Below are 13,339 nucleotides of genomic sequence, written 5' to 3' on the forward strand. Positions count from 1 at the left end.
TCCACGCAAAGTCTCGCCCGTTCAACGCCAGGTAGCCAGCCCGGATGCGAGTTTTGCGGCCGGGAAGTTTCGGGTTGACCTAGCGCACCCACGTGACTACCCAATGCGCTCGCCGTGCGCGGGGCGTGAGGAACTTTTCCACCATGCCAGAGCCCGCTCACCCCTGGTCACCCCCGAAGTAGTCAATTCTCCACACGTCGACATGACAATCGGATAGTTATCCGATCACAATCGACGCACGGGTGGTCACGATCAGTGTCCCGGAGTTGGTTCGACGTCCGCGAAAGGTGGTTGGAATGGCAACTGTTCACCACAGGAGACCGGTTCTCGCCGCGGTGCTCGGCGCGGTGGTCGCGACGGTGCTCGCGACCACCCCGGCCGCGGCGGGTTCGACGGCACCGCAGGTCACCAATCATGAGATGGGTTCGCAAATCCGGCTGCGCGAAGGCGTCTCCCGGGGCGCGGCGCGCGCGACCGGGGCGACCGTCTCGGGCATCGATGTCTCCAGCCATCAGGGCGAGGTCGACTGGTCATCCTGGTGGAACCAGGGCAAGCGCTTCGCCTACGTGAAGGCTACCGAGGGGACGAGCTACCGGAACCCGTTCTTCGCCCAGCAGTACAACGGTTCTTACCGGGTGGGCATGATCCGCGGCGCCTACCACTTCGCCCTCCCGGATGTGGCAGGCGGTGCGGTGCAGGCGAAGTTCTTCACCACCAGCGGCGGCGCCTGGTCCCGTGACGGCAAAACCCTGCCCGGCGTGGTCGACCTGGAGTACAACCCGTACGGCGAGCCCTGCTACGGCCTGTCCCAGGCGGCCATGGGCACATGGATCCGCGACTTCACCACGACGTACAAGTCCCGCACCGGCCGCGACGCCGTGATCTACACGAGCACCACCTGGTGGGCCAGGTGCGTTGGCGCGCGGTCGTTCTCGGGCACGAACCCGCTCTGGGTGGCCCGCTACGCGAGCGCGGTCGGCACGCTCCCCTACGACTGGGCGGTCTGGACGTTCTGGCAGTACACGTCGTCCCCGATCGATCAGGACTACTTCAACGGCACCATCGACCGCCTGCGGGTGCTGGCCACCGGGTAGTTTCCGGCCCGTGCAATGGGCTTTCCTCATCCCCGGTCTGGTGTCGCTCGGCGCGGGCGCGGTCATCGGCACGCTCTCGTTATGGCGCAAACGCCACTACGCGCGCATCGAGCTCGAGTACCTGCTGGCCACGGTCCTGGTGTCGGTGGGTTTGTTCGCCGTGGTGTCCAGTTGGCTGCTGTCCGAGCCGAACGCCAACCGTGGCGAGGCGCTCAAGACCGCCGGTCTGGCAGGTGGTGCCGTGGTCGCGATGTACGCGTTGTGGCTCAACGACCGCAGACGCCGGGTCGAGGAACGCAGGCACGAGCTGGAGAGCCAACGCACCGAGTTCGACCGCGAACGCGTCGCCGACGAGCGGTTCGCCAAGGCCGTGGAACTCCTCGGGAACAGCGCCGACCAGGTCCGCGTCGGCGCGCTGCACGTGCTGGCGGGCCTGGCGCGGTCCCGACCCGCCTACACCCAGACCGTGGTCGACGTCTTCTGCTCCTACCTGCGCCAACCGTTCCCGCGCGACCCCGACGGCACGCCGACCGACCCGGGCGAGGGCCAGGTCCGCAAGACCGCGCAGCGCCTGATCGCGGGCCTGCTGCCCCCGGCCGACCACCCCGGCCCGCACCTCGACCTCGACCTCACCGGCGCCGACCTGGAGTACTTCGACATCACCGGCCGCGCGGTCGGCGAGATCCTGTTGCGCCGTGCGCAACTGCACCAGTCGAACGCGTTGAAGGGCTGCGTGTTCCACGAAGACTCGTACTTCACCGCCATGGTCAACCACGGCATGCTGCACCTCAACGACACCACCTTCCACGGCCGCGCCTGGTTCGCGGGCTTCACCGCGCACGGCCCGGTGCGGTTCCACCGCGGACGGTTCCTCGGGTTGACCAAGTTCGACGGTGCCCGCTTCCACGACGTCCTCGAACTGCGGGACTGAGGAAAACCCGGAACCGGAAGCCGCCGAGTCGCGTCGAACGGTCCCGTAGGGCTGGCCCGCGGCTGGGAGTTGGACATGGCGTTCTACGGCGACCCCGACGAGCTCGACCGGTTGGCCGGTCAGATCGAGCAGCGCGCGGAGGAGGTCCGCAGGCACGGATCCGACATGGACCGGCAGGCGGGCGCGATGCGGTGGAAGTCCATCGCCGCCGACCGCTGCCGGGAGACGGTCGCGGGCGACCGCAAGGCCCTCGACGGCACTGCGGACCGGCTCGACGAGGCCGCCGCGATCCTGCGCGGCCACGCCCAGCAGGTGCGCGAGCTGATCGCCGCGATCAAGCGCATCGCCGAGTCGGTGGTGTCCTGGTTCACCAGCGCGATCGACCGGTTCAACCAGGCCGTGGACGCGTTCAACAAGGCCGTGTCGGACATGGTGGACACCGTCGGCAGCGCGCTCGGCTTCGGCGGCGACGCCCCGCAGGCGCCCCGACCGCCGTGGGAGGGCTGGAAGTACCAGCCGGACAACCTGCCGCCCGCCGGGGACAAGCAGTGGTTAGAGGTCGGTCAGTACATGCAAGCGCGAGGTGTCGCGTAGATGACGGCCCCACACCGGTTGACCCTCACCGCGGCGGAATACGCGTACCTGGTCGGCGAGCTCGGCCTGAGCATGCCGCCCGACTGGGCCCCCGCCCCCGACATCGCCGACGCCGGTGACCTCATCGCGAAGGGCGTCCTGCGCGGCTCGGACGACGCGGAGATCCACCCGTCGGTCGCGGCGAACCTGCGGGTGGTCGCCGCGCCGCAGATCATGCTCGACACCACCGCCACCGCCGGGTCGCGGGGTTCCCGCAGCGTGCACGTGGTGGCGGGCCAGGTGGGCGCGTCGCTGTTCCTGCTGCCCGACGCGGGTGTGGAGCTGTCCATGTTCGCCGCGGTCGACCTGGGCCGCGAGCTGGTGCGCGCGGTGCCCGCCGAGGAGGCGCCCGGCATCGGGGCCGCGCTCGACGGCGACGAGCCGCGCGAGCCGCTCACCGGTGTGGTGCCGCTGGCCGCGCTGCACGAGCTGGGCGTGGCGGAGCTGCTGCGCGACACCGACCCGGACGCGCCGGGGTACGTGTTGGCCGAGCTGAAGCTGCCCAAGGCGGAGGCCGAGTTCGCGCTGGAGGTCGTGCGGCGCACCGACGGCGTCCTGCGCTGCCTGGTGACGGCGAAGGTCGGCGAGTCGGTGCGCAGCGCGCAGGTCGACTGGCTGCACAGCGACGCCGGGTGGGTCGGCATGCAACCCGCCGCGCACGGCGCGGGTCGCCGGTTGGTGGAGCTGGCCCCGGTCGACCGGGAAGACCTCGGGATCTGGGTGACCCCTTGCGTGGCGGAGGCGTTGGCATGACCGTGCCGTTGGGTGAGATGACCGTCAGCGGCGGCGCGGGCGGCAGCGAGGCGTTCTACGAGGACCTCGCCGCGATGGGCTCGCTCACCGACGACGTGGCGGGCGAGACGCTGTCGATCTCCCTGGCCGGGCACAAGTACCTGGTCAACCCCGACCTGCTGGCCTCGGCGGTGCTCAACCCCGGCGGCGCGGCCCGGTTCGAGGGCGCGATGCTCGGCGCGCTGGACGGCCCGAGCGGCCTGTCGGCGACCTCGGCGGCGATCGGCCTGCGCGGCGCGGCCCTGCGCGCGACCAACCAGGCGTACCACTTCGTCGACGACCTCAACGCCAAGGCCCTGGAGGCGTCCCGCTGGTTGTCGGGCGTGTCGGTCGTAGTGGCCCCCGAGCTGGCGGTGGTCGGTGGCGTCGCCATCGCCACGGACATCATGGTCAACTACCACGGCGACTGGCAGCGGTGGCTGGTCGAGCACCCGGGGATGATCGACCAGGTGCTGGGCATGAGCCCGGGCGTGCTGAGCGCGCTCGGCTTCCCCACGGACCTGGCGACCCTGACCGACCTCGCCGCGGCGGCCTACCCCGACGGCGATCCGAAGGTGTCGGACATGGGCCTCGACACCGACCCCATCGCCGTGGACCCGCCGGACAACCTCGGTGAGCTGTTCAACGGCCTCGACCACCGCAACGGCACCGACGCCAACGTCGACATCCGCAAGGTCACGCAGCCCGACGGGACGGTCGCCTACATCGTCGACATCCCCGGCACCCGGGTCTGGAACCTGCCCGGCGGCGACGAGGGCAGCGCGAACGACTTCGGCACCAACGTCGACGCCATCGCGGGCAACCCGACGGTGTTGCAGGAGGGCATCCAGCAGGCGCTGCGGGACGCGGGCGTCCCCAAGGACGCGCCGTTGATGCTGGTCGGCCACAGCCAGGGCGGCATCGTCGCCGCCCGCTCGGTGGACCCGCTGCTGGCCGACGGCTACAACATCACCCACGTGGTCACGGCCGGTTCGCCGGTCGGCGGCATCCCGATCGACGAGCGGGTGCAGGTGCTGTCGCTGGAGAACAACGGCGACATCGTCCCCCACCTCGACGCGGCGGAGAACCCGGCCAGCGACAACCGGACGACGGTGAAGTTCGAGCACCAGACCGGCACCTTCGGCGGCAACCACGCCATCAACGGCAACTACACCGAGGCCGCCAAGCAGCTCGACACCAGCACGGACCCGTCCGTGCGGCAGTTCCGCGACAGCGCGGGTGCGTTCCTCGGCGGCACGTCGGTCGAAACCCGCCAGTACAAGGTGGAGAGACAGCCTTGAGACTGGTTGCTCTGGTCGCGTTGTCCGCGCTGGTGCTGGCGGCTTGCGGTTCTCCGGCAGCGCAACGCGCGCCCGGGCCCGCGTCGGTGCCCCACACGTTCACGTTGGCGGTCGACGAGCTGCTGGACAAGGTAAGCAGCCGGGAGAAACCGGTCTACCAGGCCGAGACCTGCGGCCCGTCGAGCTCCGGCCGGATCTACGCGTGGACCGAGATCGCCGCCACCGGGGTGGACGCGCACCGGATCCGCACGCAGGGCGCTGAACTGGGCTGGCAGCTCCAGGACGCGCGCGGGTTCGAAGTGTTCCTGCTCGGTCCCGACGACATCCGCTTCGCGATGCGGGGTGACCGCATCCGCGCCGAGTTCGCGGAGTGTCCGAACGGCGATCGGCAGCAGCTCGCAGGCCAGTTCACCCCCATCCTGACCATCCAGCAGACCAACTCGATGGGCCCGGCCTTCACCGCGACCGCCGCGGCGGCCCAGTCGCTGTTCGCCTCGGCCGACCCCCCACTGGACTTCATGGTCTTTCCCCCCACCGGCGACTTCTTCGACGCCGTCCACCTGCCGCTGGTCAACTGCGGTCGCGAAGCGGCGGGCGCGCAGTGGTCGACCGAGTCGAGAGCACACCTGCGCAACGGCCTCGAATCGAGCGCGGTCGCCCGGTTGCTGACGGACGACTGGCTGATCAACGGGCCGAAGGGGGCTCTGGAAGCCACCCACCGCTACGGCGCGAAAGTGAAGGTCACCGTTGGCGAGGAGGCGGTCCTGACCACGAAGGGACCGTGTCTCGACCCGAGAGGGCAGCAGAAGTGAGAAGAGCCGCCGCACTGCTCGGCTTGTCGGCGCTGGTCCTGGCGGGCTGCGCCAAGACCGAACCCGCGGCGGTCCCACCCGCCCTGCCCGGCACGGCGGACCCCCTGCTGGCGGCGGTGGGGGTCAAGGCGGCGTACCAGGCGGAGACCTGCGGGAGCGTCTTCGACGACCCGAACTCCAGCCAGGTCGTGGCCTGGGCAGATGTCCCGGCGGGCGGCGTGACGGGCGAGGACCTGCGCAAGGCGGGGATCAGGCTGGGCTGGCAACCGCAGGCGGCGGCCACCGGCTTCGACGTGTTCCTGCTGGGGCCGGGGGACGTGAAGGTGGCGCTGCGCAGCGGCAAGATCCGGGTGGAGCGGGCCCGGTGCTCGATCGCGGGCAAGGGGCAGGAGTTGGACGTCCCCGGCCTCCGCCCGGAGTTGACCGACAAGCAGCGCGAGGAGCTGGACAGCTCCGACTTCCGCGCGACGGTGGCGGCGGCCCGGGGCCTGTTCGGCCAGGCGGACCCGCCGGTGGACGAGGAGGTCTTCCCCCGGTCGGCCAAGCTGGAAGACGCCCCCCGGCTGGCGCTGGAGACCTGCGGGGACAAGGTGCGCGGCGCCCGCTGGGTGAACACGACGAAGGGCCGGTTGCGGGACTTCCCGGACCCGGTGGACGCGAAGCGGGCGGCGGTGGAGTTCTTGAAGATCGACTGGGAGGTCGACGAGCGACCCGCCCAGCCGGACTTCCTCAAGGCGGAGCACGAGGGTGGGACGGAGGTGTCGGTGACGTTCAAGCAGGAGACGACGTTCACCGCCACCGGCCCGTGCGTCCTGGTGAACTAGCCGCGCAGCTCGCTCACGAAGCGGGTCCACGCGGTGGTGGGCAGCTCGAGGAGCCCGGCCTCGGGCTTCTTCGAGTCCCGCACACCAACCAGCCCTGGCAGCGCACCCACCTCGACACAGTCGCCACCGTTAACGTCGCTACGGCTGGACTTGCGGAACGAGACATGCGCCCACATGGACATGTCACAGCCCCCCAACGAACCGAGCCCACGCGATAGCTGGAACCTCTACCAGCCCAGCCTCAGGGTTCTTCGAGTCGCGCACGGCGACCACGCCCGGCAGCTTGCCCACCTCAACGCATTCCCCGCCGTTTGTGCTGCTGCGGCTGGACTTGCGGAACGGGATCGAGGCCCACTCCTCCGCCCTGGATGCGGTCATGATCGTCATCTCCTTGTGCCTACCGCCGCGACATACTCCTGGGCCACGGACTCCACCAAGTGTCTCGACTCCACCGGACCGAGCGCTACCCCTTGAGCGCGGCTGAACAACTCAGCGTAGCTGCGCACCGTCTCCGGCGGCTTGTCGAGGTAGGCGGCGTCGGAATATAGCTCGAGGTAGACGATATCGTTGATCATCTCGTGGCCGAACCGGAACAGCGTGAAGTCAGTGCTCAAGTGCACATAGGACCGGCTGTTGAACGGGATGATCTGAAGCATGACATTGGGCAATTTGGCGACCTCGGCGAGGTGTTGAAGTTGCTCTGCCATCACCTCAGGCCCGCCAACCTGGCGGCGCAACGCCGACTCACTGAGCACGAACTCGAACCGAGTCGGGTTGGGCCTCGTGACCAACGCGCGGCGGGCAGCCCGCACACGCAAGGTGTCATCCACGATGCGATCCGTAGGATCCACACCCTGCGCATCGAACATGGCGCGGATGTACACCTCTTTCTGTAGCAGCCCGGGAATCACTTCGGTGGCCACCCGCTTGATCTCGCTGGCATCCGTCTCGAGATCACGGTAGGCACGAAACCAGTGCGGTCCCAAGTAGAGCGTCGTCTCCCCGGTCGGCCTGCCGCGCTTGGGTTTGGAGAGCCGCGACAGCTCCCGACACCACAGCGCATCCTTCTCCGTCGCCTGGTACAGCTCCAGCAGAACATCCAGATCAGTCTTGTCGATCCCGATCTTCCCGGACTCCACCCGACTGATCTTGTTCGCCGCCTTCCCCAGGTGCTCGGCAGCCTCCTCCTGCGTCAACCCCGCCAACTCACGCAGCCGGAACAGCTCCGCGCCAAGCAACCGACGCTGCATGCTGATCGACCTCGATGGGCTCGTCATGGCGCAGATCCTCGCACAACCGATCACCGTCGGTAGCCGCTGTTGAGTTCACCCCATCGGGTGACTGTACACGCTGGATGTACCCAATAAGCTCGTCAACAGCAAAGCGCTCCGTCCGCTTGAGAATCCCGAACGTCCATCCACGGAGGAACCATGACCTGCGCACCCGCCTGCGACGAACCCGAGTTCACCGCCATCATGACCGGCGCCGTCGCCGACGAGGCCCCCCGAGTCTTCGCCGTCGTCGAGGAGATCGGCGACCGCGTAGACGCCCGAATCGCCGCCTGGGGCATGGCCTTCCCCGACCACGCCGAGATCGTCGCCACCCACCGCTCCCTGCGCATGAGCCTCGCCGCCCCGGAAAACGCCCTCCCCCTCTTCACCAAGCCCAACTACACAAAAGCCCACATCGTGTGGGCAGACCCCACCCTCGCCACCACCTGACCACCCACCCCGCTCCCCCAAACGTGGCTCTGCCCCGGTTTCCGGTCCCCCGGGGCAGAGCCACACCCACCCCGCCCCGCCCCCGGGGCACGGCGCTGCCGCACGCATCCCCACCAGCAAGTGACCAATGCCTTCCCACCGGCAGCAGCCCCCACTGCCGCCCCCCAGACCCACCACACCAGCCGCCAGCTCATCAACACTGGCCTAGGCCCCCGACAGTTCCAGACGGCTCCCCCCGTCACCCATCCTCCGACGGCGCCACAAAACGAGCCAACTCCGGCGGCACACCTTGCTCGAACCGCGCGCCCTCGAAATCGGCCCAGGGATCTGGCGTATACAGGCCGTAGCGGGTGTCCGGTAACGCCGCACCCCTGAAGATGGCGACAGCAGCGAACCCCGCCGACTGGAAGTCAACGGAGCCCGCGAACCTCGCCGCCCCGAAGTCGGCGGTGCCGTCAAACTTCGTTACGCCGAAGTCGGCGGCACTGCCAAACGTCGCCATCGCAAAGTGGGCGCCGCCGCCAAACGTCGCCTCCCTGAAGTAGGCCCTGCCGGTGAACATCGCCAGCCCGAAGACGGCGCCATCGCTAAACGTCGCCTCCCTGAAGACGGCGCCACCGCTAAACGTCGCCTCCCCGAAATCGGCACCAACGGTGAACCTCACCGCCATGAAGACGGCGTCGTCACCGAACGACGCCCTCCTGAAGTTGGCGCCACCACCAAACATCGCCTCCCCGAAATCGGCACCACCATCGAAAGTCGCCGCCCTGAAGCCAGCGATGCCGATGAAGGTGGACCGGAGGAAGCTGGCGGTGCGGACACAGCAGCCAGCGAGGTCGAGGTCGGTGAGGGTGGCGGCGGTGAGGTCGAGGTCGATGTCGCGCCAGAAGGTGACGTCGGGGTTGTCGGGGTCGGGGCCAGGGCGGAGGTGGGTGGCGAGGATGCGTTGTGCGGTGACGCGCACTTCGCGTTCCTGGACGGCCTCGCGGTACTCGTCGAGCAGTTGCTTGCGGACCGCGGAGTCGAGACCGTCGGTGTCCGGCGGCGCGTCGCCGGGTGGGGTGTAGGGCATCCGCAGGTAGGCGCACAGGACGTTCACGACGGTCTGCCGCTGGTCGTCGTGATCCTGGGCGAGGCGTTCGAGGGCGTAGAGCCCGGCCAGCCGGACGGGAGCCTTGTCGGAGCCGAGCTGGTCGGCGGCTTTGGTGTAGAGATCAGTGATGCGGCGAGCCTCGGCGTCGCGCTGGGTGGCCTCGAAGTTCCCGCGTTGCAGCTCGTAGGCCCGCGCGACATCAGCCTGGTCGCGTTCCTTCTGCGCCAACCCGATCTCCGCAGAGCGTTGCCGCCGCCATGCCAGGTACAGCCCGAACAGCCCGCCGGTGCCCAGCAGCACCGTCATCCCGATCCGCGCCAACTCCAACTGCGCGCTCGCCTGCGGCGAACCCCCATCAACCAGCAGCCACAGCAGCGTCAACAGCCCGCCGACCACCACCACAACCCCGACCACCGCGATCACGACCACGCGCGTGGTCGGCGGCGGCATCGGCGTGGGCGACCGCTCGGGCTGCGGAACCGGGGAGCTCGTCACCGACTGATCATCGCCACCTACACCCCGCGCGTTCCGGATGGCTCCGCTCGGGTGATGGTCCACGGCTCCCATGTCACGCTCTGCCCCGGTTCCCCAGGCAGCAAGCTGGTGCTGACGACCTCGTCGATGTGCGTCTTGATCAGTCCGGCGTACCAGGCGACGTCGAAGGTGCCTGCGGGGTTGTCGAGGGTGCCAACCGTCGCGCGGTAGGTGCCCGGCTGGCTGCCGCCCACTACGACAAAACGCACCGTCACGGCGTTGAGAGCGGTCTTGTCCGCGCTCGTGGCGGCGAAGTCGACGATCTCGATCCGCCCGGCAGAGTCGACGTGGCCTGTGACAGCGGCCCGTACGGCTTCGACGACGCTCATGCCTGTCTCGCTTCCCCTATGTGGCCGGACATGGCTCTGCCCCGGGGTTCACCCCCGGGGCAGAGCCATGTTCTCAGCCGAACAGGGCCGGGAGGGTGCCTTCCCAGGCCTCGCGCAGCTCGGGCAGCGCGATCTCGCCGACGCCCTGGATCTCCAACGTGCCCGACTCGGGGTCGACCACGCCGGTCCGGCGCCACGGGAGGCCGCGGGCGGTGCACATCTCGGTGAAGCGCAGCTCCTCCGAGCGCGGGACCGCGACCAGGACTCGGCCCGCGGACTCGCTGAAGAGCTGGACGAACGGGTCCTGGTCGGGGTCCAGGAACACCCGGGCGCCGACCTCGCCGATCAGAACCGTCTCGACCAGGGTCTGGGCGAGGCCGCCGTCGGACAGGTCGTGGGCCGCCGAGATCATGCCGTCTCGGGAGCCCGCCACCAGGATGTCGGCCAGCAGCTTCTCGCGGGCCAGGTCGACCTTGGGGGGCAGGCCGCCGAGGTGGCCGTGCACCTCGTGCGCCCACTCCGACCCGCCGAACTCGTCGCGGGTGTCGCCCAGGAGGAGCAGCGTCTCGCCCGCTTCGGCGCCGATGCCGGTCGGGATGCGGCGGCGGACGTCGTCGATGACGCCCAGCACACCTACGACCGGGGTGGGGAGAATCGCCGTGCTGCCGGTCTGGTTGTAGAAGCTGACGTTGCCGCCGGTGACCGGGATGCCCAGTTCCTTGCAGCCCTCGGCCAGGCCGCGGACGGCCTGCTCGAACTGCCACATGACCGCCGGGTCCTCGGGCGAGCCGAAGTTCAGGCAGTTCGTCACCGCAAGCGGGGTGGCACCGGAGACGGCCACGTTCCGGTATGCCTCGGCCAGCGCGAGCTGGGTGCCGGTGTACGGGTCCAGCTTCACGAAGCGGCCGTTGCAGTCGGTGGCCAGGGCGACGCCGCGGCCGGTCTGCTCGTCGACGCGGATCATGCCGGAGTCGCTGGGCTGGGCCAGGACCGTGCCGCCGCGCACGTAGCGGTCGTACTGCTCGGTGACCCAGCGGCGGGAGGCCAGGTTGGGGCTGGCGGCCATGCGCAGGATCTCGGCGCGCAGTTCGTCCGGAGTGGACGGACGGGCCAACTGCTCAGGACCGTTGGCCTGCAAGGAGTCCTGGTCGTGCGGGCGCTCGATCGGGCGCTCGTACATCGGACCCTCGTGCGCCACGGTGCGCGGCGGGACATCCACAACCGTCTCACCGTGCCAGGTGATGATCAGCCGGTCGCCCTCGGTGACCTCGCCGATCTCGGTGGCGATCACGTCCCACTTCGCGCAGACGCGCATGAAGGCGTCCACATCGGACGGCTTGACCACCGCGCACATCCGCTCCTGCGACTCGCTGGAGAGGATCTCGGCGGGCGTCATTCCCTTGGCGCGCAAGGGAACCCGGTCCAACTCGACGTGCATGCCGCCGTCGCCCGCGCTGGCCAGCTCACTGGTCGCGCAGGACAGGCCCGCGCCGCCGAGGTCCTGGATGCCGACGACGATGCCCTCGGCGAACAGCTCCAGGCAGCACTCGATGAGCACCTTCTCGGTGAACGGGTCGCCGACCTGGACCGCGGGGAGCTTCTTGCGGCCCGTACCGCCCTCGTCGCCCGAGAAGGTCTCACTCGCCAGCACCGAGACGCCGCCGATGCCGTCGAGGCCGGTGCGCGCGCCGAAGAGGATGACCTTGTTACCGGTGCCGGAGGCGTGCGCGAGGTGCAGGTCCTCGACCCGCATCGCCCCCACGCACAGGGCGTTGACCAGCGGGTTCCCCTGGTACGACGGGTCGAACACGACCTCGCCGCCGATGTTCGGCAGGCCGAGGCAGTTGCCGTAGCCGCCGACCCCGGACACGATCCCCGGCAGCACGCGCTTGGTGTCCGGGTGGTCGGGGGCGCCGAAGCGCAGCGGGTCCATGACGGCCAGCGGGCGCGCGCCCATCGCCATGATGTCGCGGACGATGCCGCCGACACCGGTCGCGGCGCCCTGGTAGGGCTCCACGTAGGACGGGTGGTTGTGCGACTCCAGCTTGAAGGTGACCGCCCAGCCGTCGCCGATGTCGACCACACCGGCGTTCTCGCCGATGCCGGCCAGCATCTTCGCCTTCATCTCCGGCGTCGTGTTGGCGGACCAGTGCTTCCAGTGCACCTTGGAGGACTTGTACGAGCAGTGCTCGCTCCACATCACCGAGTACATCGCCAGCTCGGCGTCGGTGGGGCGGCGACCGAGGATCTCCCGGATGCGGGCGTACTCGTCGTCCTTCAACCCCAGCTCGCGGTACGGCTGCGCCTGCTCCGGGGTGGCCTTGGCGTTGTCAACTGTGTCGGTCACGCGGCCACCACCGAGTCGAGCGCGGAGAGGAACATGCCGAGCCCGTCGTCGGACGGCCCGGTGAGAGCGTCGATGGCGTGCTCGGGGTGCGGCATCAACCCGACGATGCGCCCCGTCGGGTCGCTGACGCCCGCGATGTCGTCGAAGGACCCATTGGGGTTCCCGCCGGTGTAGCGGAAGACGACCCGTCCCTCACCCTCGAGTTCGTCCACAGTGGACTTGCTCGCGGTGTAGCGGCCGTCCATGTTCTTGATCGGGATGATGATCTCGGCGTTCGCGTCGTAGCGCGTGGTCCAGGCGGTGTTGTTGTTCTCCACCTTGAGCCACTGGTCGCGGCACACGAAGTGCAGCCCCGCGTTGCGCAGCAGGGCCCCGGGCAGCAGACCGGCCTCGCAGAGCACCTGGAACCCGTTGCAGATCCCGAGCACCGGCATCCCCTTGCGAGCCGCGTCGATGATCTCGCCCATGACCGGCGCGAACCGGGCGATGGCACCGGCGCGGAGGTAGTCGCCGTAGGAGAAGCCACCGGGCAGGATGACCGCGTCGACGCCCTTCAGGTCGGCGTCACCGTGCCAGAGAGCGACCGCCTCGGCACCCGAAGCGGTGATGGCCCGGGCGGTGTCGCTGTCGTCGAGGGTGCCGGGAAAGGTGACCGCGCCGATCCTCACGACTGCACCCGCCGGACCACGAAGTCCTCGACCACGGGGTTGGAGAGGAAACCCTCGGCGATCTTGGCCAGGGTCTCGTCGTCGACGGAGTCGTCGACCTCCAGCTCGAAGTGCTTTCCTTGGCGCACGTCGGAGACCCCGTCGAACCCGAGCCGGGGCAGCGCGCGCGCCACCGCCTGCCCCTGTGGGTCGAGGATCTCCGGCTTGGGCATGACGTCGACGACAACTCGGGCCACGGCTGGCTGCTCCTGAGTTCGAGAAGGCCGGTACCGCTGAAGCGT

Annotated in this window: 16 protein-coding genes; 8 read left to right on the plus strand and 8 right to left on the minus strand. The window is 69.4% G+C overall.

Features of this window, described 5'->3' with window-relative positions; translation table 11 throughout:
* The first annotated feature begins 296 nt into the window (after positions 1 to 296).
* From V5P93_RS36045 to V5P93_RS36075, 7 genes are all read left to right on the plus strand, one after another.
* Entirely contained in the window at positions 297 to 1,094 is a 798-nt protein-coding gene (locus tag V5P93_RS36045; protein WP_104479127.1) for a lysozyme, read from the plus strand.
* Between the two features lie 10 nt (positions 1,095 to 1,104).
* Positions 1,105 to 2,025, plus strand: a complete 921-nt coding sequence (locus V5P93_RS36050; protein ID WP_374065128.1) for a hypothetical protein — start codon at positions 1,105 to 1,107, stop codon at positions 2,023 to 2,025.
* Positions 2,026 to 2,100: 75 nt separating this feature from the next.
* Entirely contained in the window at positions 2,101 to 2,619 is a 519-nt protein-coding gene (locus V5P93_RS36055) for a WXG100 family type VII secretion target (protein WP_104479128.1), read from the plus strand.
* Entirely contained in the window at positions 2,620 to 3,411 is a 792-nt protein-coding gene (locus tag V5P93_RS36060; protein ID WP_104479129.1) for an ESX secretion-associated protein EspG, read from the plus strand. It begins immediately after the preceding gene.
* Positions 3,408 to 4,730 carry an alpha/beta hydrolase gene (locus V5P93_RS36065; protein WP_104479130.1) on the plus strand — a complete coding sequence of 441 codons (1,323 nt, stop codon included), beginning with the start codon at positions 3,408 to 3,410 and terminating at the stop codon, positions 4,728 to 4,730. Before V5P93_RS36060 ends, V5P93_RS36065 begins: the two co-directional genes overlap by 4 nt.
* Positions 4,727 to 5,542 (plus strand): hypothetical protein, encoded by an 816-nt coding sequence (locus V5P93_RS36070; RefSeq protein ID WP_146108019.1) that lies wholly within the window; start codon positions 4,727 to 4,729, stop codon positions 5,540 to 5,542. Before V5P93_RS36065 ends, V5P93_RS36070 begins: the two co-directional genes overlap by 4 nt.
* The gene (locus V5P93_RS36075; protein ID WP_104479132.1) at positions 5,539 to 6,366 is read left to right on the plus strand and encodes a hypothetical protein; all 828 of its coding nucleotides are present in this window, start codon (positions 5,539 to 5,541) and stop codon (positions 6,364 to 6,366) included. The genes V5P93_RS36070 and V5P93_RS36075 overlap by 4 nt, the downstream gene beginning before the upstream one ends.
* Here the strand turns inward: V5P93_RS36075 and V5P93_RS36080 are convergent.
* From V5P93_RS36080 to V5P93_RS36090, 3 genes are read right to left on the minus strand one after another with little or no spacing between them, the layout of a single operon-like run.
* Complete coding sequence (locus V5P93_RS36080; RefSeq protein WP_342752264.1) at positions 6,363 to 6,548, minus strand: DUF397 domain-containing protein; 186 nt, start codon at positions 6,546 to 6,548, stop codon at positions 6,363 to 6,365. The genes V5P93_RS36075 and V5P93_RS36080 overlap by 4 nt on opposite strands.
* 1 nt (position 6,549) lies before the next feature.
* Positions 6,550 to 6,753 carry a DUF397 domain-containing protein gene (locus V5P93_RS36085; protein ID WP_245931257.1) on the minus strand — a complete coding sequence of 68 codons (204 nt, stop codon included), beginning with the start codon at positions 6,751 to 6,753 and terminating at the stop codon, positions 6,550 to 6,552.
* Positions 6,750 to 7,616, minus strand: coding sequence for a helix-turn-helix transcriptional regulator (locus tag V5P93_RS36090; protein ID WP_245931258.1), 867 nt, complete (start codon positions 7,614 to 7,616; stop codon positions 6,750 to 6,752). Before V5P93_RS36090 ends, V5P93_RS36085 begins: the two co-directional genes overlap by 4 nt.
* Positions 7,617 to 7,796: 180 nt before the next feature.
* On the opposite strand from V5P93_RS36090, the gene V5P93_RS36095 reads away from it, so the two are divergent.
* The gene (locus V5P93_RS36095; protein WP_104479134.1) at positions 7,797 to 8,087 is read left to right on the plus strand and encodes a hypothetical protein; all 291 of its coding nucleotides are present in this window, start codon (positions 7,797 to 7,799) and stop codon (positions 8,085 to 8,087) included.
* A 238-nt stretch (positions 8,088 to 8,325) separates the two neighbouring features.
* Here V5P93_RS36095 and V5P93_RS36100 read toward each other — a convergent pair whose 3' ends face one another.
* The 5 genes from V5P93_RS36100 to purS form a co-directional block, all read right to left on the minus strand.
* Positions 8,326 to 9,675, minus strand: a complete 1,350-nt coding sequence (locus tag V5P93_RS36100) for a pentapeptide repeat-containing protein (protein WP_104479135.1) — start codon at positions 9,673 to 9,675, stop codon at positions 8,326 to 8,328.
* Positions 9,676 to 9,692: 17 nt separating this feature from the next.
* On the minus strand, positions 9,693 to 10,043 hold the full coding sequence (locus tag V5P93_RS36105; RefSeq protein ID WP_104479136.1) for a hypothetical protein: 351 nt from the start codon (positions 10,041 to 10,043) through the stop codon (positions 9,693 to 9,695).
* A gap of 73 nt (positions 10,044 to 10,116) precedes the next feature.
* A complete protein-coding gene (gene purL, locus V5P93_RS36110; RefSeq protein ID WP_104479137.1) occupies positions 10,117 to 12,390 on the minus strand; it encodes a phosphoribosylformylglycinamidine synthase subunit PurL in 2,274 nt (757 codons plus the stop codon).
* Positions 12,387 to 13,058 (minus strand): phosphoribosylformylglycinamidine synthase subunit PurQ, encoded by a 672-nt coding sequence (gene purQ, locus V5P93_RS36115; protein ID WP_104479138.1) that lies wholly within the window; start codon positions 13,056 to 13,058, stop codon positions 12,387 to 12,389. Before purQ ends, purL begins: the two co-directional genes overlap by 4 nt.
* Positions 13,055 to 13,294 carry a phosphoribosylformylglycinamidine synthase subunit PurS gene (gene purS, locus V5P93_RS36120; RefSeq protein ID WP_104479139.1) on the minus strand — a complete coding sequence of 80 codons (240 nt, stop codon included), beginning with the start codon at positions 13,292 to 13,294 and terminating at the stop codon, positions 13,055 to 13,057. The genes purQ and purS overlap by 4 nt, the downstream gene beginning before the upstream one ends.
* Positions 13,295 to 13,339 lie beyond the last annotated feature (45 nt).

Source organism: Actinokineospora auranticolor, assembly GCF_041897805.1.
Lineage (GTDB): Bacteria > Actinomycetota > Actinomycetes > Mycobacteriales > Pseudonocardiaceae > Actinokineospora > Actinokineospora auranticolor.